The sequence below is a fragment of the Agromyces sp. Root1464 genome, assembly GCF_001427265.1.
In the GTDB taxonomy this organism is placed as follows: domain Bacteria; phylum Actinomycetota; class Actinomycetes; order Actinomycetales; family Microbacteriaceae; genus Agromyces; species Agromyces fucosus.
In genome coordinates this window covers 574,543-597,296 of record NZ_LMFU01000003.1, presented here as the reverse complement: position 1 = coordinate 597,296, position 22,754 = coordinate 574,543, and the positions used below count along the sequence as shown (strand labels likewise).

21 protein-coding genes and 1 riboswitch are annotated in these 22,754 nt (G+C 70.8%); of the genes, 13 read left to right on the top strand and 8 right to left on the bottom strand.

The genetic code is table 11. The features are described 5' to 3' along the window. The first annotated feature begins 1 nt into the window (after position 1). From ASD23_RS18360 to ASD23_RS18350, 3 genes are all read left to right on the top strand, one after another. Entirely contained in the window at positions 2-982 is a 981-nt protein-coding gene (locus ASD23_RS18360; RefSeq protein WP_235507811.1) for an ABC transporter ATP-binding protein, read from the top strand. Beyond that, on the top strand, positions 979-1,824 hold the full coding sequence (locus tag ASD23_RS18355; RefSeq protein ID WP_056014852.1) for an ABC transporter permease: 846 nt from the start codon (positions 979-981) through the stop codon (positions 1,822-1,824). The genes ASD23_RS18360 and ASD23_RS18355 overlap by 4 nt, the downstream gene beginning before the upstream one ends. A gap of 92 nt (positions 1,825-1,916) precedes the next feature. Continuing rightward, a complete protein-coding gene (locus ASD23_RS18350; RefSeq protein WP_162248764.1) occupies positions 1,917-3,818 on the top strand; it encodes a CocE/NonD family hydrolase in 1,902 nt (633 codons plus the stop codon). Between the two features lie 57 nt (positions 3,819-3,875). On the opposite strand, the gene ASD23_RS18345 is transcribed toward ASD23_RS18350, so the two are convergent. Continuing rightward, positions 3,876-4,493 carry a CoA-binding protein gene (locus tag ASD23_RS18345; protein ID WP_056014848.1) on the bottom strand — a complete coding sequence of 206 codons (618 nt, stop codon included), beginning with the start codon at positions 4,491-4,493 and terminating at the stop codon, positions 3,876-3,878. Continuing rightward, positions 4,490-5,785 carry an O-acetylhomoserine aminocarboxypropyltransferase/cysteine synthase family protein gene (locus tag ASD23_RS18340; RefSeq protein ID WP_056014846.1) on the bottom strand — a complete coding sequence of 432 codons (1,296 nt, stop codon included), beginning with the start codon at positions 5,783-5,785 and terminating at the stop codon, positions 4,490-4,492. The genes ASD23_RS18345 and ASD23_RS18340 overlap by 4 nt, the downstream gene beginning before the upstream one ends. A 103-nt stretch (positions 5,786-5,888) precedes the next feature. Here ASD23_RS18340 and ASD23_RS18335 point away from each other — a divergent pair, with 103 nt between their 5' ends. Together ASD23_RS18335 and ASD23_RS18330 are read left to right on the top strand one after the other, a co-directional pair. After that, positions 5,889-6,188, top strand: coding sequence for an antibiotic biosynthesis monooxygenase family protein (locus ASD23_RS18335; protein WP_056014844.1), 300 nt, complete (start codon positions 5,889-5,891; stop codon positions 6,186-6,188). A gap of 77 nt (positions 6,189-6,265) precedes the next feature. Then, positions 6,266-6,330: riboswitch (guanidine-III (ykkC-III) riboswitch) on the top strand. Between the two features lie 14 nt (positions 6,331-6,344). Then, a complete protein-coding gene (locus ASD23_RS18330; RefSeq protein ID WP_056014842.1) occupies positions 6,345-6,671 on the top strand; it encodes a DMT family transporter in 327 nt (108 codons plus the stop codon). Between the two features lie 51 nt (positions 6,672-6,722). On the opposite strand, the gene ASD23_RS18325 is transcribed toward ASD23_RS18330, so the two are convergent. Genes ASD23_RS18325 through ASD23_RS18310 form a run of 4 tightly spaced genes read right to left on the bottom strand, consistent with a single transcriptional unit; the run spans position 6,723 to position 12,118 of the window. Next, positions 6,723-7,808, bottom strand: coding sequence for a LacI family DNA-binding transcriptional regulator (locus tag ASD23_RS18325; protein WP_056015043.1), 1,086 nt, complete (start codon positions 7,806-7,808; stop codon positions 6,723-6,725). A 5-nt stretch (positions 7,809-7,813) separates the two neighbouring features. Further along, positions 7,814-8,839, bottom strand: a complete 1,026-nt coding sequence (locus tag ASD23_RS18320) for a DUF2804 domain-containing protein (RefSeq protein ID WP_056014840.1) — start codon at positions 8,837-8,839, stop codon at positions 7,814-7,816. Next, entirely contained in the window at positions 8,814-10,742 is a 1,929-nt protein-coding gene (locus ASD23_RS18315; protein ID WP_082571648.1) for a glycoside hydrolase family 2 protein, read from the bottom strand. Before ASD23_RS18315 ends, ASD23_RS18320 begins: the two co-directional genes overlap by 26 nt. After that, positions 10,739-12,118, bottom strand: a complete 1,380-nt coding sequence (locus ASD23_RS18310) for an MFS transporter (RefSeq protein WP_082571647.1) — start codon at positions 12,116-12,118, stop codon at positions 10,739-10,741. Before ASD23_RS18310 ends, ASD23_RS18315 begins: the two co-directional genes overlap by 4 nt. 229 nt (positions 12,119-12,347) lie before the next feature. Here ASD23_RS18310 and ASD23_RS18305 point away from each other — a divergent pair, with 229 nt between their 5' ends. From ASD23_RS18305 to ASD23_RS18290, 4 genes are read left to right on the top strand one after another with little or no spacing between them, the layout of a single operon-like run. Beyond that, positions 12,348-12,779: a hypothetical protein gene (locus ASD23_RS18305; protein WP_056014838.1), complete on the top strand. Its 432-nt coding sequence runs from the start codon at positions 12,348-12,350 to the stop codon at positions 12,777-12,779. Then, on the top strand, positions 12,773-13,024 hold the full coding sequence (locus ASD23_RS18300; RefSeq protein ID WP_056014836.1) for a helix-turn-helix transcriptional regulator: 252 nt from the start codon (positions 12,773-12,775) through the stop codon (positions 13,022-13,024). Before ASD23_RS18305 ends, ASD23_RS18300 begins: the two co-directional genes overlap by 7 nt. Continuing rightward, entirely contained in the window at positions 13,021-14,055 is a 1,035-nt protein-coding gene (locus tag ASD23_RS18295; protein ID WP_082571645.1) for an NAD(P)-dependent alcohol dehydrogenase, read from the top strand. The genes ASD23_RS18300 and ASD23_RS18295 overlap by 4 nt, the downstream gene beginning before the upstream one ends. Beyond that, positions 14,052-15,017: an NAD(P)-dependent alcohol dehydrogenase gene (locus ASD23_RS18290; RefSeq protein ID WP_056014831.1), complete on the top strand. Its 966-nt coding sequence runs from the start codon at positions 14,052-14,054 to the stop codon at positions 15,015-15,017. The genes ASD23_RS18295 and ASD23_RS18290 overlap by 4 nt, the downstream gene beginning before the upstream one ends. A 32-nt stretch (positions 15,018-15,049) precedes the next feature. Here the strand turns inward: ASD23_RS18290 and ASD23_RS18285 are convergent, their stop codons facing one another. After that, positions 15,050-16,030, bottom strand: coding sequence for a YeiH family protein (locus tag ASD23_RS18285; protein WP_056014829.1), 981 nt, complete (start codon positions 16,028-16,030; stop codon positions 15,050-15,052). A gap of 88 nt (positions 16,031-16,118) precedes the next feature. Here ASD23_RS18285 and ASD23_RS18280 point away from each other — a divergent pair, with 88 nt between their 5' ends. Further along, positions 16,119-17,255 carry an epoxide hydrolase family protein gene (locus ASD23_RS18280; protein WP_056014827.1) on the top strand — a complete coding sequence of 379 codons (1,137 nt, stop codon included), beginning with the start codon at positions 16,119-16,121 and terminating at the stop codon, positions 17,253-17,255. 31 nt (positions 17,256-17,286) lie between these two features. Here the strand turns inward: ASD23_RS18280 and ASD23_RS18275 are convergent, their stop codons facing one another. After that, the gene (locus ASD23_RS18275; RefSeq protein ID WP_082571644.1) at positions 17,287-18,984 is read right to left on the bottom strand and encodes a dolichyl-phosphate-mannose--protein mannosyltransferase; all 1,698 of its coding nucleotides are present in this window, start codon (positions 18,982-18,984) and stop codon (positions 17,287-17,289) included. Between the two features lie 74 nt (positions 18,985-19,058). Here ASD23_RS18275 and rsmI point away from each other — a divergent pair, with 74 nt between their 5' ends. The 3 genes from rsmI (at position 19,059) to metG (ending at position 22,750) form a co-directional block, all read left to right on the top strand. Continuing rightward, positions 19,059-19,883 (top strand): 16S rRNA (cytidine(1402)-2'-O)-methyltransferase, encoded by an 825-nt coding sequence (rsmI, locus tag ASD23_RS18270; RefSeq protein ID WP_056014825.1) that lies wholly within the window; start codon positions 19,059-19,061, stop codon positions 19,881-19,883. Between the two features lie 120 nt (positions 19,884-20,003). After that, a complete protein-coding gene (locus ASD23_RS18265) occupies positions 20,004-21,116 on the top strand; it encodes an NADP-dependent oxidoreductase (RefSeq protein ID WP_082571643.1) in 1,113 nt (370 codons plus the stop codon). A 74-nt stretch (positions 21,117-21,190) separates the two neighbouring features. Beyond that, on the top strand, positions 21,191-22,750 hold the full coding sequence (gene metG, locus ASD23_RS18260; protein WP_056014824.1) for a methionine--tRNA ligase: 1,560 nt from the start codon (positions 21,191-21,193) through the stop codon (positions 22,748-22,750). Positions 22,751-22,754 lie beyond the last annotated feature (4 nt).

The window sequence follows — 22,754 nt, the reverse complement described above, 5'->3', positions numbered from 1 at the left end:
GATGCCGAACCGCGTGGACCGGGCGAGCTTCGCGGGTGAGGAGACGATGCCGGATTCCGGCGGCCTCTCGATCGAGGTCGATGGCCTCCGACTGCGGTACGGCACGACCGAAGTGCTGCACGGGGTGTCGTTCCAGGTGCGTCGGGGTGAGGTGCTGGCCCTGCTCGGCCCGAACGGGGCGGGCAAGACGTCGACGATCGAGATCCTCGAGGGCTTCCGGATGCGGTCGGCCGGCCGCGTCGATGTGCTGGGCGTCGACCCGGCGCGCGGCACCGAGCACTGGCGCGCTCGCATGGGCATCGTGCTGCAATCATGGCGCGACCACCCGAAATGGCGTGTGCGCGAGCTCCTCGCGTTCCAGGGCTCGCTCTACGCGCCCTACTCGACGCCGGCGATCCGTCGGCCGTGGGATGTCGACGACCTCCTCGCCGCGGTCGGATTGGCCGAACAGGCCGATCGGTCGATCAAGGTGCTCTCGGGCGGCCAGCGGCGACGGCTCGACGTCGCGATCGGACTCGTGGGCCGCCCCGAACTGGTCTTCCTCGACGAACCGACGACGGGCCTCGATCCGAAGGCGCGACGCGACTTCCACGCGCTGGTCCGGCGGATCCGCGACGAGTTCGAGGCCACGGTGCTCATCACGACGCACGATCTCGACGAGGCGGAGAAGCTCGCGGACCGCATCATCATCCTCGCCGAGGGCGGGATCGTCGCCGACGGCACCCCGTCGCAACTGACGCGGCAGATCGCGGGCCACGACGAGGTGAGCTGGGTTCACGGAGGAGCTCGCCAGGTACGCCACGTCCCGGACTCGACCGCCTTCGCGCGTGGGCTGTTCGCGCGTGACGGGAACTCGATCCGCGAGCTCGAGATCCGCCGGGCGACGCTCGAAGACGCCTATCTGGCACTCGTGCGGAACACCGAACAGGCCGCGGCCCACCCGGCCGAGGTTGCGCCGGAACCGGACGGGGCATCCCGATGACGGCTGTTGCGCCCGCCCTCCGCGCCGGTCTCGGGCGCGGCCTGATCGAGCTCCGGCAGGCGTTCACCGGCATGGAGCTCGTGAACCAGCTGCTCTGGCCGGTGGCCACGCTGGCCGCCGTCTTCTTCCTCCGCGACATCGCGATCGGGAGCACCGGCTACCGGCTCGGCACCATCATCCTGCCGGGAGCGCTCGGCATGTTCGTCGCGCTCGGCGCACTGCTCGTCGTGCAGCAGCTGGCAGCCGATCGTGAGGACGGCACGCTCCTGCGCGCCAAGGCGAGCCCGAACGGGATTCGCGCCTACCTCATCGGCAAGCTCGTGCAGATCTCGGCGACGATCCTCGCGTATCTCGCGATCATCCTGATCCCCGGTGTCTTCCTCGTCAGCGGCCTCGAGATCGCCGACCCGACCTCGTGGATCACGTTCGCGTGGGTGCTGCTGCTCGGCCTCGTCGCGACGCAGACGATCGGGGCCATGCTCGGATCCGTGGTCGCGACCCCGCGCGGAGCGGGCTACCTGTCGCTCCCGGTGCTCGGGCTGATCGCGATCTCGGGCATCTTCGCCCCGATCACCGGCCTGCCCGACTGGCTGCAGTGGATCGCACAGGTCTTCCCGGTGTACTGGCTCGGGCTCGGGATGCGTGCTTCGTTCCTCCCCGACGAGGCGGCGATCGTCGAGATCGGCGAATCGTGGCGCCACCTCGAGACGGCGGCCGTGCTCGGCGCCTGGGCGGTCGTCGGGCTCGTGCTCGCGCCGGTGGTGCTGCGACGCATGGCGCGAAGGGAGTCGGGCTCGAGCGTCGCACGGCGCCGTGAACGAGCGATGCAACGGGTCGGGTGACGCCCGGCCGATCATCGAGATTGTTGACCAATCAGGTTCGAACGTCGTAGGTTGCCACATAACATCCCGGCCTGCGACGGAAGGACCTCCTTGTGAAATCCAGAATTCTCGCCCTCGCAGGTTCGGTGGCCATCGCGGCGCCGCTGGCGCTCGGTGCCGCGACGTCGGCCGGTGCCGCGACGACCGAGAACCCACCGGTCACGCTCGTCGACGGCGTCACCGCTCCGATCTACGACTACGCCGGCGCCATCCGGGAGACGGTCTGGGTCACCGCCCCCGACCTCGACGGCGACGGGGTCGACGAGCGCATCGCGACCGACATCGTCCGGCCCCGGGAACTCGACGGCAACGCACGGGTCCCGATCATCATGGACGCCAGCCCGTACTACCTGAGCTCCGGACGCGGCAACGAGGCGGAGCGCAAGGTCTACGATGCCGACGGGAACCTCGTCAAGTTCCCCCTCTACTACGACAACTACTTCGTGCCGCGCGGGTACGCCTTCGTCGCGGTCGACATGGCGGGGACCGCCCGTTCGACCGGCTGCACCGATGAGGGCGGCCGCTCCGACATCGAGTCGGTCAAGGCCGTGGTGGAGTGGCTGTCCGGCGACGGGGTCGCCCATGACGTCGACGGCGCGGTCGTCGACGCGGACTGGAGCAACGGCAAGACCGGCATGATCGGCAAGTCCTACGACGGGACCCTGGCCAACGGTGTCGCGGCCACCGGCGTCGACGGCTTGAAGACGATCGTGCCGATCAGCGCGATCAGCTCGTGGTACGACTACAACCGCTGGCAGGGCGCGGTGAAGTCCTTCAACTACCCGAGCAGCCTGTCGCGCTCGGTCGCGTCCAATCGGACCATCGCGACCGACTGCTCGGCGCGCCTGAACTGGATGAACGACAACGACGGCGACGAGACGGGGGCCTACACCGACTTCTGGGCCGAGCGCGACTACCGCGAGGGCACCTCGTACGACGTGTCGAAGGTCACGGCCAGCGTGTTCATCATGCACGGACTGCAGGACACCAACGTCAAGACGATGAACGCCTCGAAGTGGTGGGACGACCTCGGCGAGCAGGGTGTGCTCCGCAAGATGTGGCTCACCCGCCTCGGTCACGTGGACCCCTTCGACTCCGAGCGCGCACTGTGGGTCGACACCCTTCACCGATGGTTCGACCACGAGCTCATGGACATCGACAACGGCATCGACCGCGAGCCCGCCGTGAGCGTGGAGACCGCGCCGAACCAGTGGGAGCAGTCGAACACCTGGCCGATCGCCTCGGCACGCACCCAGACGCTGAACCTGCACGCCGACGGCACGCTGATGCTCGGAAGGCAGGACCGCTCCACGGCCAGCTACGTCAACTCCGCGTCGCTGAGCGAGGCGAACGCCGTCAGGATCGGCGCCAACGCCAACCGGCTGCAGTTCCTCACCGGCACGACCAAGCACGACCTCCGGATCTCGGGCACGCCGACGGTCGACCTCGACGTGACGCACACCGCCCCGGTCGGGCAGGTGTCGGTCATGCTGGTCGACTACGGCGTGATGGACCGCGTCAGCGCCTCGGGCGACGGCGCGCAGACGCTGAGCACCGAGTCGTGCTGGGGTCCGGCGACCGCAACGGACGACGCCTGCTACCTGGATGTCGCCAAGCGCATCTCGAGCACTGAGCTGCAGGTGCTGGCCCGCGGCTGGGCCCGCCTCGACGGGGCGGGAAACCACCAGGTCACCGTCGAACTGGCTGCCAACGACGTCGTCGTGCCGGCAGGTCACCAGCTCGGCCTCGTGATCAGCGGCAGCCGCAACGGGGTCGTGGCCGTGGACACGGCGGCGACCACCTACACGGTCGGTCTGAGCGGTTCGAAGCTGAACCTCCCGGTGTCGGGCCCGATGGCCGGCTTCGGTCCGGGGCGTCTGACCGAGAAGGACACCGAGACCCTGAGCCCGGGCACCCTGGCCGATCTCGACGAAACGGTGTTGCCGGGCAACTGACCCGACCGGAGACGAGCGCCGCCGATCGCACCGAGGTGCGGTCGGCGGCGCTCGTCGTCAGCGCACCGTCTTGCGCGCCGTGATCTGTCCGGTGTCGAAGCCGAGCAGGTGCAGTCCGCCGTGGAAACGGGCGTGCTCGACCTTGATGCATCGGTCCATGACGACGGTGAGCCCCTGCTCCTCGCCGTAGTACGCGGCCTCCTGGTTCCAGATGCCGAGCTGCACCCAGATCGTCTTGGCCCCCGAGGCGAGCACCTCGTCGACCACCTGCGGGATGTCGGAGCCGCGGCGGAACACCACGACGATGTCGGGCACCTCGGGCAGGTCGGCGAGGCTCGCGTAGGCGGGCTGGCCGAGGATCTCGGTCTCCATGGGGTTCACGAAGTAGAGCCGGTAGCCGCTCGACTGCTGCAGGTAGGTGCCGACGAAGAAGCTCGAGCGCTGCGGCTTGGGCGAGGCGCCCACGATCGCGACCGACTTCGCCGCGTTCAGGATCTTGAGCCGCTGCTTCGCGTCGGGCCCGGTCCAGGTGCGCTGCGACTTCAGGAGCTTCGCGAGCGGCGAGCTCGCCGGCAGCTCGCACGAGAGGCCGTTGACGAGGCGCACGGTCTCGACGTCGCCGGCTTCGAGGGCAGCGGATGCCGCGGCATCCGTCGTCTCGGTCACTGTGGTCATCGTGCTGCTCCCGTCGCGATCGTGAGGGCCTGGTCGAGGTCGTCGATGATGTCTTCGACATCTTCGATGCCGACCGACAACCGCACAACCCCCGGCAGGACGCCTGCGTCGACGAGCTGCTGCTCAGTGAGCTGCGCGTGCGTCGTCGAAGCCGGGTGGATGATGAGCGTCTTCGCGTCGCCGATGTTGGCGAGGTGGCTCGCGAGGTTGACGTTCTCGATGAGCGCCTGGCCGACCGAGCGGCCGCCCTTCACCTCGAAGCTGAACACCGAACCGGGGCCCTTCGGGAGGTACTTCCGGGCGCGGTCGTGGTGCGGGTGGCCGGGCAGGCCCGCCCAGAGCACGCGCTCGATGCGCGGGTCGGCGTCGAGCCACTCCGCGACGACCCGGGCGTTGTCGATGTGGGCCTGGATGCGGTACGGCAGCGTCTCGACGCCCTGCGCGAGCAGGAACGCCGAGTGCGGCGCGAGCGCCGGGCCGATGTCGCGCAGCTGCTCTGCGCGGAGCCGCGTGAGGAACGCGTACTCGCCGAAGTTGCCCGACCACTGGAGGCCGCCGTAGCTCGGCACGGGCTGGCCGAAGAGCGGGAACTTCTCGGAGTGCCAGTCGAAGCGGCCAGACTCGACGACGACGCCGCCGAGCGTGGTGCCGTGACCGCCGAGGAACTTCGTCGCGGAGTGCGTGACGATGTCGGCGCCCCACTCGATCGGGCGGTTCAGGTACGGAGTCGCGATCGTGGAGTCGACGATGAAGGGGATGCCGTGCGCGTGCGCGACGTCGGCGAGGGCCTCGAGGTCGGCGATCTCACCCGAGGGGTTCGCGATCGTCTCGACGAAGAGCGCCTTCGTCGTGTCGGTGATCGCCGCGGCGTAGTCGGCGGCGTCGGCCGACTGCACGAAGGTCGTCTCGATGCCGAAGCGTCGGAGCGTGACATCCAACTGGGTGATCGAACCGCCGTAGAGGTTCGCCGAGGCGACGATGTGGTCGCCGGAGCCCGCGAGGCTCGCGAAGGTGATGTACTGCGCCGAGAGGCCGCTCGCGGTCGCGACGGCGCCGAGGCCGCCCTCGAGGCTCGCGACGCGCTCCTCGAAGCTCGCGACGGTCGGGTTCGCGAGGCGCGAGTAGATGTTGCCGTACTTCTGCAGGGCGAACCGTGCAGCGGCATCGGCGGTGTCGTCGAAGACGAACGCGCTCGACTGGTAGATCGGCAGCGCGCGGGCGCCCGTCACCTGGTCGGGGATGTTGCCCGCGTGGATGGCGCGGGTCTTGAAGCCGTATTCGCGGTCTGCCATGCCGGCAACGCTACTGCCGGCCGCAGCGGGATCGGCCCGTCGGCGTAACGCAGGGCAACGGATGTCGGGAGGAGGCGTCGGCCGATCCGTTACCGTGAGGCGCATGATCCTCGAACACGCGCTGCTGCCCGTCGTCCCCGGCCGGGAGGCCGACTTCGAAGCGGCGTTCGCCGAGGCGAAGACGATCATCGCCGGCATGCCCGGCTTCATCGAGCTTCGGCTCTCGCGCTCGATCGAGACGCCGAACGAGTACCTGCTGCTCGTGCAGTGGGAGAGCGTCGAGGCGCACGAGACGGGCTTCCGCGGCTCGCCCGAGTACGGTCGGTGGCGGGAGCTGCTGCACCGGTTCTACGAGCCGTTCCCGGTCGTCGAGCACTTCATCGAGGTCGCCCGCGCCGGCTGAGGCGAGCTGGCGTGCGCCGCGGCATCCGCTCGGCGCGCCTGCACAGGGCCTGCCCAGCCCCCGTTGCTACCATCGTGAACAGGTCGCCGACTGCGGCCCCGGACGAGGGATCAGTACCCGGAACGCGACAAGACTGGCCACAGGAGTGGATCAGTCATGGCATGGGTCATCCTCATCGCGTCCGGCGTGCTCGAAGCCGTCTGGGCCACCGCGCTCGGCAAGTCCGAGGGCTTCACGAAGCTCTGGCCGTCAGTCGTCTTCTTCGGCGCGCTCGCCCTCTCGATGGGCGGACTCGCCTGGGCGATGCGCGACATCCCGACCGGCACCGCCTACGCCGTCTGGGTCGGCATCGGGGCGGCGCTCACGGTCGTCTGGGCGATGGTCACTGGTGACGCGGAGGTCTCGTGGGTCAAGATCGTCCTGCTCGTCGGGCTGGTCGGCTGCGTCGTCGGCCTCAAGTTCGTCGACGGCGGCAGCCACTAGGCGCCATGGGCGCCGAGAGCGCCGCGAGCGGATCGACCCCGACGTCGCCTCCTACAGCGCCGACGCCCGACGCACCAGCCGGTACGGCGCCTGCTCCACCCGCGGCGGAGAGGCCGGGTCGTCGACGAGGCGCAGCACGGATGCCACGGCGAGCCGCGCGAGTTCGCCGAGGTCGGGCGCGATGGTCGTGAGCGGCGGCGTCGCGAACGCCGATTCGGGCGCGTCGTCCCAGCCGGCGACGGCCAGTTGGGCGGGCACGTCGATCCCGGCCTCCCTGAAGGCGCGGAGCGCGCCGATCGCGAGCAGGTCGTTCGCGCAGACGAGTCCGTCCAGCCCGTCGAGTCCTCGTGGGCGGGCGAGCAGGACACGGGTCCGGGCGTAGCCCTCCTCGCGCGAGTAGTCGCCTTCGGGCGAGTCGCGGTTCCACGGCGAGATCTCCAGCACGTCCGCCGGGTCGGGTTCGAGTCCCGCGAGCCGAAGCGCCCAGCGGAAGCCCTCGAGACGGAGGTCGGCCGCCGCGGCGCCGCTCGAGGAATCCGGCACCGCACCCAGGAAGCCGAGCCGGCGCCGACCCGACGCGATGAGGTGCGCGGTCACGTCGCGCGAGCTGGTGACGCTGTCGATGACGACCCGGTCGACGCGCGCGCTCCGGATCCGCTCGCCGAGCACGACGAGCGGCGTGCTGCCGCGCGCCGCGGTGAGCTCGTCGTCTCCGATCGACATCGCGCTCAGGATGACGCCGTCGGTGAGCAGCGTGCGGTAACCCGCCACCGCACGGAGTTCGCGCTCGGGATCGCCGTGCGTCTCGTCGACCACGACGTCGTAGCCGGCCTGCTCGGCCGCGGCGACCACCGCGTGCGCGAGCTGCGCGAAGTACGGCAGCGACAGGAAGGGCACCGACAGCGTGAGCAGGTTGGTGCGCCCGATACGCAGCTGTCGCGCCGCGAGCTGGGGTCGGTAGCCGAGCTCGGCGATCGCGGCCTCGACGCGGGACCTGGTCGCCGCGCTCACCGGGGCCTTGCCGCTGATCACGTTCGAGACGGTGCGGTACGAGACGCCGGAGATCGCCGCGACGTCCTTCAGCGTCGGCGCCGCCGAACGGCGCGACGACCCGGACGACCCGTCGGTGCCGCTCATGCCGCTCACCAGCGGTTCCTCACGTCTTCGGCCCAGCCCAGGAGCCCGTCGACCTCCACGCGTTCGCCGTCGACCAGCACCCACCCCGAGTAGTGCCCGAAGCACTGGTGCCCGTGCGAGCCGAAGACGACGAGCTCGGTCGCGCTCACACGGTCCCAGAACGGTTCGAAGCGAAGATCGGCGGATGCCCCGTGGATCCGCCACGGCGCCAGCCAGTCGTGCTCGTCGTACTCCCAGTCGAGCTCTTCCTCGATCTTCGAGAGCCGCCCGTCGACGACGACCGCGTTCTCGGTCGACCCGCTCCCGTCGGTCCACTTCCCGCCGAGCTGCAGGCCGATCGTGCGGCCGCCGACGGTGCCCGAGGCTGCACCCCAGTTCCACACCATGCGATAGGGCCAGCGGCCCCTGCCGTGGTCGAGCACTGCCCAGCTCTCGCCCGCGGGCAGTTCGATCCGCTCACGACCGGCTTCGGCGGAGTCCAGCTCGAGCCAGCCGGTCGCGGGGCGGGCGACGTCCTTCACCGTGTACTGGAATCGTCTCCTCGACCACGGGACGACGACGCCGAGGCGCTCGTGCCCCTCGGGCAGCTCGGCCAGGATCTCGAGGCGTGCGCCGTCGACCTCGGCGCGGAGCAGGGTGCCGCCCTCGACCTCCTCCACATCGATCGAGATGCCGTTCGCCCGTGCCCGCGCGGGCCCGTCGCCGAGCGAGGCGGGCAGCGTCGCCCCGCCGCCGAACGGCACGATCGCCGAGCGATCGAGCGTCGCCCCGGTCCGCCGGTCGTGCACGAGCACCGCGTGGACCGCGGCGTAGTCGATCGACGAGACCGTGAGCGCGATGAGGTGCGTGGGCGTGGTCACCGCCCAGTACTCCCAGCGCTTGTTGCGCCCCCAGACGCGTCGTCCGTCGATGCCGGAGGTGTCGTGCAGCGGCACGCGGCTCCAGCCGACTGCGGCCGGGTTCAGGCTGCCGTCGGGCAGGCAGAGGGCGACGGGGGCGGTGAGCTCACGCTCGACGATGGTGCGGGGCATCCTGGACCTCTGGTTCGAATGGCGGGTCGGTGGGGGGAACGGGCGACGCGGCCGGTGCCACGGTGGGAGCGAGGGCGAGGGCGACGGCGGCGGCGAAGCGCGCCGCGAGCTCGACGTTCACCTCGCGCACCCGGTCTGCGCGCAGCTTCAGCACGGTGCGGTCGGCGGTGACGAGACCGTTGAGCTCGTCCTCGACGTCGCTGAGCTGCGTGTACACGTAACCGCTCAGTCCGGCGTCGACGGCGGGCCCGACCTCGTTCCGATGCAGCGCGACGAATGCGTCGGTGAGATCGTCGATCGTGCGGGAGCGGCGGTAGCCGAACTCCCGTGGCCCGAACTCGTGGCCGGGCAGCCGCAGGCTGTAGCCGCCGTACTCCGAGACGACGATCGCCCGCCGCTCGGTCCGCCACGACCGCTCGGGCCTGATGCGGCGGAAGTACACGTGGAGGCTCCGGAGGTCGCCGCCGCCCTGGTCGTGCCATCCGCTCGCGTGGTCGATCACCCGGTCGGGGTCGAGCGCGCGCAGGCGGTCGACGGCGTCGAGCGCATCGAACTGGCCCCAGCCCTCGTTGAAGGGCACCCAGACGACGACGCTCGGCGCGTTGCCGAGGAGGCGGACGGTCTCGTCGAGCTCGGCGCGGAATTCTTCGCGGCCCGCGGCGTCCTGCCGGCCGAACAACCGGTGCCGTCGGTCGTCGAGGCGCAGCGGCAGCTTCACCGGCACGGTCACGACGGCGGGGTGGTACCGGCGGCCGCCGTTCACGAGATCCTGCCAGACCAGCATGCCGAGACGGTCGCAGTGGTGGTACCAGCGCAGCGACTCGACCTTGATGTGCTTGCGCAGGGCGTTGAAGCCGAGCGATTTCATCTGCTCGATGTCGTGCACGAGCGCCGCGTCGGATGGCGGCGTGTAGAGGCCTTCGGGCCAGTAGCCCTGGTCGAGCACCGCCGCGTGCAGGATCGGCTCGCCGTTCAGCATCAACCGCGGGCGGCCGTGCGCATCGGGCGCGACGCCGACCGAGCGCATGCCGAAGTAGCTCTCGACGCGGTCTTCGCCGAGTCGCACCTCGAGGTCGTAGAGGAACGGGTCGTCGGGGTGCCAGCGGTGCGGCTCCGGCAGCGGCAGGCGCATCGGCCGGCCGGTGGGCCCAGTCGCTCGCGCGACCTCCCGGCCGGCGTCGAGGACGACCACGGTCGCCTGGAGTGCGTCGGCCGTGCGAGCGCGGCCGGATGCTCCGGGCTCGGCGTCGGACCTGCTCGGGCCGACCTCGATCAGCACTTCGACGTGCTCCTCGTCGAGCAGCGGACGAATGCGGAGCTCCCGCACGTGCACCGTCGGCACCCGCTCGAGCCACACCGTCTGCCAGATGCCGGATTGAGCGGTGTACCAGATGCCGCCCCGGCGCAGGGCCTGCTTGCCGCGGGAGTGGTACGACGTGTCGCTCGGGTCCACCACGTCGACCACGAGTTCGTGCTCGGCGCCGTCGCCGAGCGGCGCCGTCACGTCGATGGTGAACGGAAGGTACCCGCCCGAGTGTTCGCCGACGACCTCGCCGTCCACGATGACCCGGCAGCGCTGGTCGACGGCGCCGAAGTGGAGCAGCAGCCGGCCGCCGTCGGCCCCGCCGTGGACCTGGACCGTCCGGCGGTACCAGAGGCGTTCGTCGGGCTGCAGCTGACGCCCCACGCCGGAGAGTTCGGCCTCGGGGGAGAACGGGACGACGATCTCGCCCTGCCAGCTCTCGGGGATCGGGGGCGCGGCGAGATCGGCCCCGGCGGTGAACGCGAACGACCACACGCCGTTGAGGTTCAGCCAGTGCTCGCGCACGAGCTGCGGCCGGGGATACTCGGGCAGCGGGTGTTCGCGATCGAGATCGCTCGCCCAGGGTGTGCGCCGGCTCATGCGCGGTCCGCCGGGGTTGCGACCCGGGCATCCTCGCCGCGTCGCATCATCCGTACACGCAGCATCGCGAGCGGCGGCACCGCGACGAGCACGACGGCCGCCGCCAGGAAGATCTCGGGGCCGGGCACCGGGTGCGAGACGCCGAGGTCGACGTAGGTGTGGTCGGCGCCTGAGATCACGGCGGCGCCGATCGCCGGGCCGATCAGCATCGGAATCAGGATCGCCATGATCATGCGGGCGCCCTGTACGCCACCCGCCCGGTCTGCAGGGGTGCGGTCGCGCGTCATCGCGGAGACCGCGGCCACGGAGGTCATCATGCCGGCCATCATCACCGTCGCGGCGGCGATGACGCCGGTCATCTCGCGCACGAAGAGCATGGCGAGGAGGCCGGCGGCGAACGCTCCGACGGCGAACGGGAGGAACCGCGGCTTGCCGATCCGGTCCATCAGGCGTCCGCCGGCCACGCTCAGCGCCGAGGCGAGCAGCAGCACGACACCGAGCACGATCGCGTATCCGTCGAGCGCGAGCGAATAGCGCAGGTAGATGAGCACGTACGGCAGGAAGACCTGCGAGCTGATGCCGATGACCGTCCAGATCGCGAGCGTCAGGAACAGGGCGGGTTCGCGTCGGATGGTCTGCGGGCGCAGCCCCTCGAAGATCGCGCGCAGCACGCCGTGCGGGTGCTTCGCGACGCCTCGGTCGCGGATCAGGAACCAGGCGGCGATGCCGGTCGCCACGGTGATCCCGCCGACGATGCCGAAGAACAGTCCCCACTGACCCGACTGCGTGAGCGGGTCGAGGAGCACGAAGACGAGCAGCATGCCGATGAGCGGCATGACGGCGAGCCATCCGTCGACGCGGCCGCGGTTGGCGGGCACCGTCGAATCGGTGACCCACGCGGCGAACGCCGCGTCGTTCGCGCCCGAGCCGATGAAGCTCATGACGCAGTCGAGCGCGATGATCGCGATCACGGCGGTCGCGGTCGCCGCAGCGGCGGTCGATGCACCGGATGCCCCGTCGGCGAGCGCGCCCGACGCCCCGCCGCCGATCAGGCCGAATGCGGCAGTGACGAGACCCCAGGCGATGTAGCCGATCGCGACGAACTCGCGGCGACGGGCGAGCCGGTCCGACCAGGCGCCGAAGAGCAGCGTGGCCGCCGTGGCGGCGACGGCGCTCGCCGCGACCATGATCGCGATGACGGCGGGGTCGGTCGAGATCGTGTCGTAGACGAACAGGTTGAGGTACATGTTCTCGATGACCCAGGCGAGCTGACCGACGAGTCCGACGGCGAGGATCGCCGTCCAGGTGCGCCCGCCGAGGCGCGGAGTGCCGAGCGCGCCGATGCGCCGGGTGTCGATGGTGTCCGGGGTGCGCATGTGCGGTGGTTGCTCCTCGCTGGTTTCAACGTTGAAACCGTCGCCCACCATAGCACCGGCGCACGCCCGTCTCGATCGTCGTGCCGAGGTGGCCGCGTCGTCGACGAGACGAGCCCCGTCGCGACATTTCGACGGCGCATCGCGCAACCGTGTCAAGAATGCTTGACATGATGTCGAATATTCTCTACATTTGCCATGTCAAACATTTCTGACATTCCAGGAGGACCGCATGTCGTACGAGGAGAAGGGCACCTGGGTCTACCTCGTGGTCGCCATCGTGGGGAGCACGGTGTACCTCTCGCTCGTGCTGCCGCAGTTGCTCGGCGGCACGCCCGCCCATGAGATCGACTACGTGCCGACGATGCTCTGGGTGATCGGGGGCGCGATCGTCGCCTCGATCATCGGGCGCATCCTCGTCGAGATCCTCTCGCCGAGCGAGAGCACGCGCGGCGACATCCGCGACAAGGAGATCGACCGGCTCGGAGAGCGGGTCGGCAGCTCGTTCGTCGTGATCGGCGCCCTCGGCGCACTCGTGCTCGCGATGCTCGACGCCGACGGCTTCTGGATCGCGAACACCGTCTACCTCTGCTTCGTGCTCTCCGCCGTCGTCTCGACCATCACGAAGATCGTCGCCTACCGCAGGGGGGTGCCGGCATGGTGAAGCCCACGAAGGTGACGAACGAGATCCGCTCCCTCCGGTTCCGCGCCGGCGAGATGACGCAGGCCGAGCTCGCGAAGCGCCTCGGGGTGACCCGCCAGACCGTCATCGCCATCGAGCAGGGGCGTTATTCGCCCTCGCTCGAGATGGCCTTCCAGCTCGCGCGGATCTTCGGGGTGCCGCTCGACGATGTCTTCCAGTACCCCGATCACGACATGGCAACGGGCTCGGAGGAGTCGGCATCATGAGAATCGCAGTCTACGAACGGTACGGTCCGCCCGAGGTGCTGCACCTGCAGGAGGCCGTCGATCCGGTGATCGGCACGAACGAGGTGCTCGTGCGGGTCGAGGCGACCACCGTCGGCCCCTCCGACAGTGCCGGGCGCAGCGGTACGCCGCGCTTCGCCCGCCTCTTCTTCGGGCTCGCGAAGCCGAAGCACCCCGTGCTCGGCTCCGACTTCTCCGGCGTCGTCGAACGCGTCGCCGACGGCGTGACCCGATTCGCGCCGGGGGACCGGGTCTTCGGCACCCTGGCGCCCACGATGGGCGCGCACGCCGAACTCGTGTGCATCGCCGAGGACGCGCCGATCGCGCACATCCCCGCCCGGCTCGACGCCGCCGAGGCGGTTGCGACGGTCGACGGATTCCTCACCGCGCTGCCCTTCCTCCGCGATCTGGCTGCCGTGGCGCCGGGGCAGGTCGTGCTCGTCAACGGGGCGGCCGGCACCGTCGGGTCGGCGGCGGTGCAGCTGGCCAAGCACTTCGGGGCGACCGTCGTCGGCGTGTGCAGCGCAGCGAACGCCCCGCTCGTGACTTCGCTCGGGGCCGACCGCGTCATCGACTACGCGCACGAGGATTTCACCGAGGCACGCGGAGCGTACGACGTGATCTTCGACGCGGTCGGCAAGCGCTCCTTCGCCGCGACCCGCCGCGCGCTCGCGCCGCACGGCATCTACCTCACCACGGTGCCGTCGGCCGCGATCATGGTGCAGTGGCCGCTCACGAGGTGGTTCAGCCGCGGGCGGCGGGCGGCGATCGCCTTCACGGGGCTCCGCGACATCCGGCTCAAGGCGGCGGAGCTCGCCCTGCTCGTCGAACTCATCGAATCGGGCGAGATCGTGCCGGTCATCGACCGCGTCGTCGCCTTCGACGACATCGTCGAGGCGCACCGCCGGGTCGACACCGGGCACAAGGTCGGCAGCGTCGTGGTCGCCGTGTCGCCCGCTGCACCGCGGGTCGCGTCGCCGGCAGACTCGCCCTCCGCGAAGGCGGCATCGTGAGGGCGATCGTGCAGCATCGGTACGGCGGTCCCGACGAGCTCGCGCTCGCCGAGGTCGCCGCGCCCGAGCCCGCGGCCGACGAGGTGCTCATCCGCGTCATGGCCGTCGCCGTCAGCATGGGCGATGTGCTGCTCATGCGCGGCGAGCCGCGAGCGGTGCGACTCGCCTACGGACTGCGGCGGCCGAAGCGGCCGATCATCGGCCGGGATGTCGCGGGCGAGGTCGTGGCGGTCGGCCATGCCGTCACGCGGTTCGCGGTCGGGGACGCCGTCTTCGCGGAGTCCGACCAGGGCGGCTTCGCCGAGTTCGTCGCGGTGCCCGAGCGCTTCGTCGCCGCTCGGCCGACCTCGGTCGACGCGATCCACGCGGCAGCCGTCGTCGTCTCGGGCACGACGGCGATGCAGGGCCTGCGCCTCGCAGGCGTCGGGGCCGGGCAGCACGTGCTCGTCAACGGCGCCTCGGGCGGCGTCGGCGGATTCGCCGTGCAGCTCGCCAAGGGTCGGGGCGCGGAGGTGACCGGGGTCTCCCGCGGCGCCAAGGCCGAGCACGTGCGTGCGCTCGGCGCCGACCACCTGATCGACTACTCGACCGAGGACTTCACCGCGAACCTGGGCCGCTACGACGTCGTCTTCGACCTCGTCGCCGACCGCCCGCTCGGTCGCGTGCGTCGCTCGCTCACGCCGCGGGGCACGCTCGTGCTGTCGTCCGGCCGCGGCGGCACGGTGCTCGGGCCGATGCGGCGGATGGCCGCGGCATCCGTCATCTCGCCGTTCGTCTCGCAGCGGCTCCGCCCGCTCGCGGCCGTGCGCAGCGGTGACGACCTCGCCGAACTCGCCCGCCGCATCGACGCCGGCGAGGTGCGCCCGGTCGTCGACCGCGTGTTCCCGCTCGAGCAGGCGGCCGAGGCGGTCGCCATGCTCGAGTCGGGCGAGGTGCGCGGCAAGGTCGTCATCGCGGTGTGATCCGCGCGGCACCGTCAGCCGAGCAGCGCCGGTCAGCCGAGCAGCACCGCGCCGTATGCGAGGCCCGCGACGAGCACCCACGAGATGAGGCCGACGACGAGGGCGCGCCATCCGGTGCTCGCGAGTTCGCCGAGTCTGATGGAGGCGCCGAGGGCGAAGAGGGCCATCGCCAGCGCTGCGGTCTGCACGGTGTCGGCACCCGTCAGCACCCACTCGGGCAGCGGCACGAACGTGTTCAACAGCACGGCGACAAGGAACCCGGCGACGAAGAGCGGCACGATCGCCGGGCGGGGCCCCTCGACGTCGACCGCCCGTCGCCGCTCGACGGCGGCGGTGATCGCGACCATCGGGGCGAGCATGAGCACGCGGGTGAGCTTGACGACGACGGCGACCGCGAGGGCGGCGGTGCCGGCGATCTGCGCCGTCGCGACGACCTGGCCGACGTCGTGCACGCCCGCGCCGACCCAGTGGCCGAACTGCACGTTCGAGAGGCCGAGCGGATGCCACAGCGCAGGCAGCACCGCGATCGCGAGCGTGCCGCACAGCGTCACGAGGGCGACCGGCACAGCCTGCTCCTCGTCGCGGGCGCGCACCGCGGCGCCCATCGCGCCGATCGCCGATGCGCCGCAGATCGAGAAGCCGCTCGCCACGAGCAGCGGCTGGTGACCGGGCAGCCCGAGCGCCCGGCCGAGGCCGATGGTGCCGACGAACGTGAGCACGACGACCGCGACGGTCGTCGCGATCGTGACCCAGCCGAGCGATGCGATGTCGACGAGGCTGAGCTTGAGGCCGAGCAGCACGATGCCGACCCGGAGCAGCCGACGGGAGGCGACCCGCATGCCCGGCGCCAGGGATCCGCCGAGCGCAGGGCGGAGGGCCGGGATCTGACCGACGACGATGCCGAGCGCGACCGAGGCCGTCAGCAGCGGCATGGCGGGGAACGCCAGGTGCGCGAGCCAGGCGATGAGGGCCGCGGATGCCGCGACGACGAGTCCCGGCAGCAAACGACGCACCTCACAACGCTAGCCGACTCGACGCCGACGCCGACGCCGACGCCGACGCCGGCGGTCGCCCGTCGGTGGCGGGCGGTAGCGTCGCCCCATGGAGCAGTTCACGGTCGACATCGAAGACGACGTGCTCGTCGACCTGCGTCGTCGCATCGCGCAGCGCCGACTGCCGTTGCCGACGCCGGGAGCCCCGTGGTCGGCGGGCACCGATCCCGCCGAGCTCGAGCGCCTGCTCGCCTATTGGGGCGGCGAGTTCGACTGGCGGTCGATCGAACGCCGGCTGAACACCGTGCCGCAGTTCACGGCGGACGTCGGCGGAGGCCGGGTGCACTTCGCGTGGATCCGTGCGGAGCGACGGGATCCCGCGCCCGTGCCGATCATCCTCAGCCACGGCTGGCCGTACACGTTCGCCGAGATGCTGCCGATCGTGCCGCACCTCGTCGACCCGGTGCGTCATGGCGGCCGACCGGAAGACACGTTCGACGTGGTCATCCCGTCACTGCCCGGCTTCGGCTTCTCGGATCCGCCGGGCGAGGCGCACTTCGTCGCCGACGAGATCGCCGAGCGGTGGCATGCGCTCATGCACGACGTGCTCGGGTACGAGCGGTACGCGAGCTACGGCGAAGACGTCGGCACGTGGATCAGCGACTGGACGGCGGCACTGCACCCCGAGTCGGTGCTCGGCCTCTTCGCGACCCACGCCGCGTTCCCTTCTGCCGAGCGACGCGACGACCTCACCGAGGAGGAGATCGGGTTCCGTGCCGCCCTCGATGCGAAGTGGCTCGGGGAGTCCGCGTACAGCGAGCTGCAGTCGACGAAGCCCGACACCCTCGCCGCGGCGCTGAACGATTCGCCGACCGGCCTCGCCGCCTGGCTCGTCGAGAAGTTCCGCACGTGGAGCGGCGGCGACGAGGCGTACCGGGCTGCGTGGAGCGACGACGACGTGCTCACGACGGCCACCCTCTACTGGGCGACGCAGAGCATCGGCACCTCGTTCCGCGCGTACTACGACGACCGGTTCGACACCGCGCAGATGCCGCTCGTCGAGGTGCCGGTGGGTGTGGCCGTGCAGTACCGCGAACACGGGTTCCCGCAGAGCTACGCCGCGCGCACCTACCGGGACATCCGCGCCTGGCAGCAGCTGCCGAGCGGCGGGCACTTCACGGTCAAGCAGTCTCCCGAGCTCGTCGCCGCCGCCATGCGGGAGTTCTTCTGGCCGCTCCGCGGGTGAGGCGGGCGTGCCCGCGGGCCCGTCCGACGCATCAGCCCCAGCTCGGCAGCCAGAAGTGCAACTGCCGGAACGTGGGTACGACCGGCATGCCCGACCAGATCGGGAAGAAGAAGGCCGAGACGGCGAGCACGAACGCGAGGTAGATCACGACGATGGCGATGCCGCGTTCACGGCGCCAGTACGGGTCGTCGCGGCGCCCGAGCACGAGCCCGATCACGAAGACGAGCGCGAGCACCATGAACGGCTCGAAGGCGATGGAGTAGAACTGGAAGACGGTGCGGTTCAGGTAGCCGAGCCACGGCAGGTACCCGGCGGCGAGCCCGACGAGGATGAGGCCCACCTGCCACTCGCGGTAGCGCACGAGCCGGTAGACGAGGTAGAAGCACGCCGCCGCGGCCGCCCACCAGATGAGCGGGTTGCCGACTCCGATGATCGACGACCAGCAGGTGTCGGCGCCGCACCCTCCCGATCCGTCCTCGGTCGAGGCGAAGTACATGTTCGTGGGGCGGATCATGAAGAGCCACGTGAGCGGATTCGACTGCCACGGGTGCGGGCTGTGCACGCCGACGTGGTAGCCGTAGGCGGCCTCGTGGTAGTGCCAGAGGCTCTGCAGTGAGAGCGGAACCCACGAGAACATGCCGGTCGCGGCGTTGCCCGCCTCTTCGGCCCAGTGCCGGTAGTAGCCGCCGTCGGTGACGAGCCAGCCCGTCCACGACGCGAGGTAGACGACGGCAGCCACGGGCACGAGGAGCAGGAACGTCACCGGCCCCTGCTTCAGGATCGACGCCGACAACCAGAACGGCACTCCTGCGCGGCGGCGCGCGAGGGCGTCGACGATGACGAGGTAGAGGCCGAACGCGGCGAGGAACCAGAGCCCCGACCACTTCACGGCGCTCGCGGCACCGAACGCGACCCCGGCGGCCACCACCCACGGCCGGGCCCAGATCGCCGGCCCGTAGTGCGGCTCGAGCCCCCAGCCGCGAGCGGCGTCGAGCCGCTCCCGCAGAAGACGGGCCGACGGTTCGCGGTCGAGCAGCACGAACCAGAACCCGAGGAGCGCGAAGAGCATCACCCAGTTGTCGAGCAGGGCGACGCGCGACATCACGATCGCGTTGCCGTCGACTGCGAACAGCAGCCCGGCGATGACCGCGAGGATCGTCGAGGCGAAGAGGCGGCGAGCGATGACCGACATCAGGAAGACCGCGATCGTGCCCGCGAGCGCCGTCGACGCGCGCCACCAGAAGGGGTCGCCGGCGCCGAAGGCGGCCATGCCGAGCGAGATCATCCACTTGCCGAGCGGCGGATGCACCACGTACGAGGCGGCATCGTTGAAGATGCCGGTGTCGCCGGCCGCGAACTCGGCGTCCGCGTCCTCGGGCCAGCTCGACTCGTAGCCGTTCTGCAGCAGGGTCCACGCGTCCTTGACGTAGTACGTCTCGTCGAAGACGATCGCGGGCGGGTGGCCGAGGTTCCAGAACCGCAGCACCGCCGCGATGAGGGTGACGACGATCGGACCGCCCCAGTACCAGAGCAGCCGGCGGCGGGGCGTCGACAGCACCCTGGCCCACCAGTCGTCGAGGCGGCTGCCCCGCCGCGCCTCGACCGGCGCGTCGTGCGCGTCCACGTCGTCGTGAGCGTCCACGCCGTCGTGCGCCTCCGCGTCGACGTGAGCGGATGCCTCGGCGCCCCGTTCCTCGCGTGTCTCGGCGGCGCCCGGCTCCACTCCCATGCGCCAACCCTAAACGAGTCGGGCGGACAGGCCCGGCCAGGGGACTGGTGCGGGCTGGTGTCATGCTTGAGACCATGATCATCCTCGCGGCGACGCCCATCGGCAATCTCGGCGACGCGTCAACCCGTCTTCGCGAGGCGCTCGCCTCGGCGACCGTCATCGCCTCCGAAGACACACGGGTGACCCAGCGGCTGCTCGCCGGCCTCGGCATCGAGAACCGCCCGAGGCTCATCGCGCTGCACGAGCACAACGAACGGCAGAAGGCGGCGGAGCTCGTCGAACTCGCGCGTGACACCGACCTGCTCGTGCTGAGCGACGCCGGCATGCCGACCGTGTCCGATCCCGGATTCCCGCTCGTGGCGGCGGCGGCCGACGCAGGCGTCGAGGTCACCGTCCTGCCCGGCCCGTCGGCCGTGATCACCGCGCTCGCCGTGTCGGGCCTGCCGACCGACCGCTTCGCATTCGAGGGCTTCCTTCCGCGCAAGGCGGGGGAGCGCGCCCGTCGCCTCGCCGAGCTCGCCGGCGACCGCCGCACCCTGCTGTTCTTCGAGGGCCCGTCGCGGCTCGCCGCGAGCCTCGCCGCCCTCGCCGAGGCGTTCGGAGCCGACCGGCCCGCAGCGGTCTGCCGCGAGCTCACCAAGATGTACGAGGAGGTGCGCCGCGGCCCGCTCGGCGAACTCGCGACCTGGGCCGAGGGCGGGGTGCGCGGCGAGATCGTGATCGTCGTCGGGGGAGCGGGCGAACAGGAGGCGAACCCCGAGAACGCGCTCGCGCGGGTGCTCGAGCTCGCGGCATCCGGTACCCGGTTGAAGGACGCGGCGGCGCTCGTCGCCGCGGAGAGCGGCCTGAGCACGCGAGACCTCTACGAAGCGGCGCTGCAGGCGCGCAAACGCGGCTGACACGCCGGCGAGTCGCCGGGCACGCCCGCCTAGCGGTCGCGGGCGCACCGTGTCCAGCCCTGTCGGATTCCGCCGGGCAGGCGGAGAATGGCAGTACCCGTAGAGCGGTGGAGGTGCGAGATGACTCACGACCCGACCCACGACCTGGCTCACGTCGTCCGATTCTCCGAGCACGGCGGACCAGAGGTGCTCGAGGTCGTCGAACAGCCGATGCCCATCCCCGGCGAGGGCGAAGTGCTCGTCGCGGTGTTCGCGACGGGGCTGAACCCGGTCGAGAGCGCGATCCGTCGAGGAGACCATCCCGAACGCTGGCCCGTCAGCTTCCCATCGGTGCAGGGCCGCGATCTCGCGGGGGTCGTCGCCGCGACCGGACCCGGCGTCTCCTCGTTCTCGCACGGCGACGAGGTCATGGGCTTCGTCGATCGGGGCGCGCACGCGACCCACGTCGTCGTGCCCGAGGCGCAGCTGCTGACGAAGCCGCCCGAGCTCGCCTGGGAGGTCGCCGGCTCGCTCTACGTCGCGGGCACGACCGCGTGGACGGCAGTCGAGGGGCTGGCGCTGACGCCGTCCGACACGGTCGTCATCACCGCTGCGGCCGGCGGCGTCGGATGCCTCGCCGCCCAGTTCGCCCGCATGCGTGGCGCCACCGTGATCGGCACGAGCGTCGAGACGCGATTCGACTTCCTGCGGCAGTTCGGGGTGCTGCCCGTCGCCTACGGACCCGACCTCGCCGAGCGCGTGCGGCCGGTCGCCCCGGGGCCCGTCACCGGCTTCCTCGACTTCCTCGGCGGCGAGACCGATGCGGCGATCGCACTCGGGGTGCCGCCCTCGCGGATCCTCACGGTGCTCGACTGGGACGCCGTGGAGGATGAGGAGGCCGTCAAGCTCTACGCCGGCGACGTCGTGGCGCTCGGCCGTGTCGCCGCCCTCGTCGCGGCCCGACGAGCGCGGCTGCCGATCGCCGACATCTTCCCGCTCGAGTCCGTCGCCGACGCCTACCGCGCGCTCGACCGGCGCGAGGCGCCCGGGAAGATCGTGCTCGGCATGCGGATCGTCGGCTATCCCGGCCAGAAGGTGCAGGAGCCCGCGATCAAGGAGCAGGACGTGACGCTCGGCGTGCCGACCCCGCACGAGCACATGGAGGTGGAGGAGGCAGTGCCCCCGGCGATCCTCGACGGCAGCGTGCGCCGGCGTCGGCGTAACCGGGACGCCGGGACATCCGCTCAGCAGTGACTTGCAACTGGAGCGTCCGCCGGCGTCGGCGTAACCGGGACGCCGGGACATCCGCTCGCCCGTAGGATTGGGGAATGGCCGACGGCTCCTCGTTCTATATCACCACGCCCATTTTCTACGTGAATGACGTGCCCCACATCGGGCACGCCTACACCGAGGTCGCTGCCGACGTGCTCGCGCGCTGGCACCGCCAGGCGGGCGACGACACCTGGATGCTCACGGGCACCGACGAGCACGGCCAGAAGATCCTGCGCACCGCGACCGCCAATGGCGTGACGCCGAAGCAGTGGGCCGACAAGCTCGTCGACGAGGCGTGGAAGCCGCTGCTCGCGACCGTCGACATCGCCAACGACGACTTCATCCGCACGACCGACGCCCGCCACGAGGCGAACGTGCAGAAGTTCCTGCAGAAGCTCTACGACGACGGCCACATCTACACGGGCGAGTACGAGGGCTACTACTGCGTCGGCTGCGAGGAGTACAAGCAGCCGTCCGACCTGGTCGCCGGCACGGGGGAGTACGAGGGGCAGCAGGTCTGCGCGATCCACTCGAAGCCTGTCGAGCTGCTGCACGAGAAGAACTACTTCTTCCGCATGTCGGCGTTCGCCGACAAGCTGCTCGCGCTCTACGAGGAGCGCCCCGACTTCGTGCAGCCCGAGTCCGCCCGCAACGAGGCCGTCTCGTTCGTGAAGTCGGGCCTCGCCGACCTCTCGATCTCGCGTTCGACGTTCGACTGGGGCGTGAAGGTGCCGTGGGACGAGTCGCACGTCGTCTACGTCTGGTTCGACGCGCTCCTGAACTACATCACCGCCGTCGGCTACGGGCAGGACGACGAGGAGTTCGCGCGCCGCTGGCCGGCCCAGCACCTCATCGGCAAGGACATCCTGCGCTTTCACGCCGTGATCTGGCCGGCCATGCTCATGGCGGCGGGTCTCGAAGTGCCGAAGGGCGTCTTCGGTCACGGCTGGCTGCTCGTCGGCGGCGAGAAGATGTCGAAGTCGAAGCTCACCGGCATCGCGCCCGAGCAGATCACCGAGACCTTCGGCTCCGACGCGTTCCGCTACTACTTCCTGCGCGCGATCGCGTTCGGCCAAGACGGCTCGTTCTCGTGGGAAGATCTGGCGGCGCGCTACCAGGCCGAGCTCGCGAACGGCTTCGGCAACCTCGCCTCGCGCGTGGTCGCGATGATCAACCGCTACTGCGACGGCGCGGTGCCCGCCGCCGGCACCCTGACGGCCGCCGACATCGAGATCGCGAGCGTCGAGCGACGGGCGACGGATGCCTCGTGGGAGGCGATCGGCCGCCTCGCGATCCACGAGGCCATCGGCGCCGCCTGGGAGCTCGTCGACGCCCTCAACGGCTACCTCACGATCGAGGAGCCGTGGAGCCTCGCGAAGAACCCCGAGCAGCGCGACCGCCTCGAGACCGTGCTCGCCACGGCGTACCACGGCCTCGGCACGCTCGCCGTGCTGCTCTCGCCGGTGCTGCCCGTCGCGACGGCCAAGCTCTGGACCGCGCTCGGCGCCCCCGGCACCGTGCAGGAGCAGCGCATCGACCAGGCCGACTCCTGGACGACCGGCACGCAGGTCACGGCGCTCGAAGGGCTCTTCCCGCGCGTCGAGGTGGCCGAATGATCGA

What these genes read in the sequence shown, in the direction of transcription:
- ASD23_RS18360 (WP_235507811.1), top strand. Translation starts at nt 2, where the DNA reads ATGCCGAACCGCGTGGACCGGGCGAGCTTCGCGGGTGAGGAGACGATG.
- ASD23_RS18355 (WP_056014852.1), top strand. Translation starts at nt 979, where the DNA reads ATGACGGCTGTTGCGCCCGCCCTCCGCGCCGGTCTCGGGCGCGGCCTG.
- ASD23_RS18345 (WP_056014848.1), bottom strand. Translation starts at nt 4,493, where the DNA reads ATGACCACAGTGACCGAGACGACGGATGCCGCGGCATCCGCTGCCCTC.
- ASD23_RS18340 (WP_056014846.1), bottom strand. Translation starts at nt 5,785, where the DNA reads ATGGCAGACCGCGAATACGGCTTCAAGACCCGCGCCATCCACGCGGGC.
- ASD23_RS18335 (WP_056014844.1), top strand. Translation starts at nt 5,889, where the DNA reads ATGATCCTCGAACACGCGCTGCTGCCCGTCGTCCCCGGCCGGGAGGCC.
- ASD23_RS18330 (WP_056014842.1), top strand. Translation starts at nt 6,345, where the DNA reads ATGGCATGGGTCATCCTCATCGCGTCCGGCGTGCTCGAAGCCGTCTGG.
- ASD23_RS18325 (WP_056015043.1), bottom strand. Translation starts at nt 7,808, where the DNA reads ATGAGCGGCACCGACGGGTCGTCCGGGTCGTCGCGCCGTTCGGCGGCG.
- ASD23_RS18320 (WP_056014840.1), bottom strand. Translation starts at nt 8,839, where the DNA reads ATGCCCCGCACCATCGTCGAGCGTGAGCTCACCGCCCCCGTCGCCCTC.
- ASD23_RS18315 (WP_082571648.1), bottom strand. Translation starts at nt 10,742, where the DNA reads ATGAGCCGGCGCACACCCTGGGCGAGCGATCTCGATCGCGAACACCCG.
- ASD23_RS18310 (WP_082571647.1), bottom strand. Translation starts at nt 12,118, where the DNA reads ATGCGCACCCCGGACACCATCGACACCCGGCGCATCGGCGCGCTCGGC.
- ASD23_RS18305 (WP_056014838.1), top strand. Translation starts at nt 12,348, where the DNA reads ATGTCGTACGAGGAGAAGGGCACCTGGGTCTACCTCGTGGTCGCCATC.
- ASD23_RS18300 (WP_056014836.1), top strand. Translation starts at nt 12,773, where the DNA reads ATGGTGAAGCCCACGAAGGTGACGAACGAGATCCGCTCCCTCCGGTTC.
- ASD23_RS18295 (WP_082571645.1), top strand. Translation starts at nt 13,021, where the DNA reads ATGAGAATCGCAGTCTACGAACGGTACGGTCCGCCCGAGGTGCTGCAC.
- ASD23_RS18280 (WP_056014827.1), top strand. Translation starts at nt 16,119, where the DNA reads ATGGAGCAGTTCACGGTCGACATCGAAGACGACGTGCTCGTCGACCTG.
- ASD23_RS18275 (WP_082571644.1), bottom strand. Translation starts at nt 18,984, where the DNA reads ATGGGAGTGGAGCCGGGCGCCGCCGAGACACGCGAGGAACGGGGCGCC.
- rsmI (WP_056014825.1), top strand. Translation starts at nt 19,059, where the DNA reads ATGATCATCCTCGCGGCGACGCCCATCGGCAATCTCGGCGACGCGTCA.
- ASD23_RS18265 (WP_082571643.1), top strand. Translation starts at nt 20,004, where the DNA reads ATGACTCACGACCCGACCCACGACCTGGCTCACGTCGTCCGATTCTCC.
- metG (WP_056014824.1), top strand. Translation starts at nt 21,191, where the DNA reads ATGGCCGACGGCTCCTCGTTCTATATCACCACGCCCATTTTCTACGTG.